Source organism: Halalkalibacter flavus (assembly GCF_036663575.1).
GTDB classification, from domain to species: domain Bacteria; phylum Bacillota; class Bacilli; order Bacillales; family Bacillaceae_D; genus Halalkalibacter; species Halalkalibacter flavus.
Genome location: NZ_JAWRVK010000293.1, coordinates 1 through 259, shown reverse-complemented (window position 1 = coordinate 259; position 259 = coordinate 1). Strand labels below are relative to the sequence as shown.

Below are 259 nucleotides of genomic sequence, written 5' to 3'. Positions count from 1 at the left end.
GCGCCCACACGCCGAAACCGAGGAACCCGATCGCAATCCCGGAAAACACGACGAACGCATAGCCGAAGAGGGGTTTGCGGGAGAACACCGGGAGGGTCTCGGAAACGATGCCCATTGCGGGCAGGATCAGTACGTACACCTCGGGGTGCGCAAAGATCCAAAACAGGTGTTGCCATAGCAGCGGGTCGCCCGCCGCTTGTGCCTCGTAGAACACCGTCCCGAAGTTGCGGTCGAGGAACATCTGCCACAACCCGACGCC

At 61.8% G+C, this 259-nt stretch carries 1 protein-coding gene; it reads right to left on the bottom strand.

Annotated elements, in window-relative coordinates:
• Positions 1–259, bottom strand: a 259-nt coding sequence (locus SAY88_RS25240) for a cbb3-type cytochrome c oxidase subunit I (protein ID WP_332635179.1), incomplete at both ends; no start/stop codon positions are given.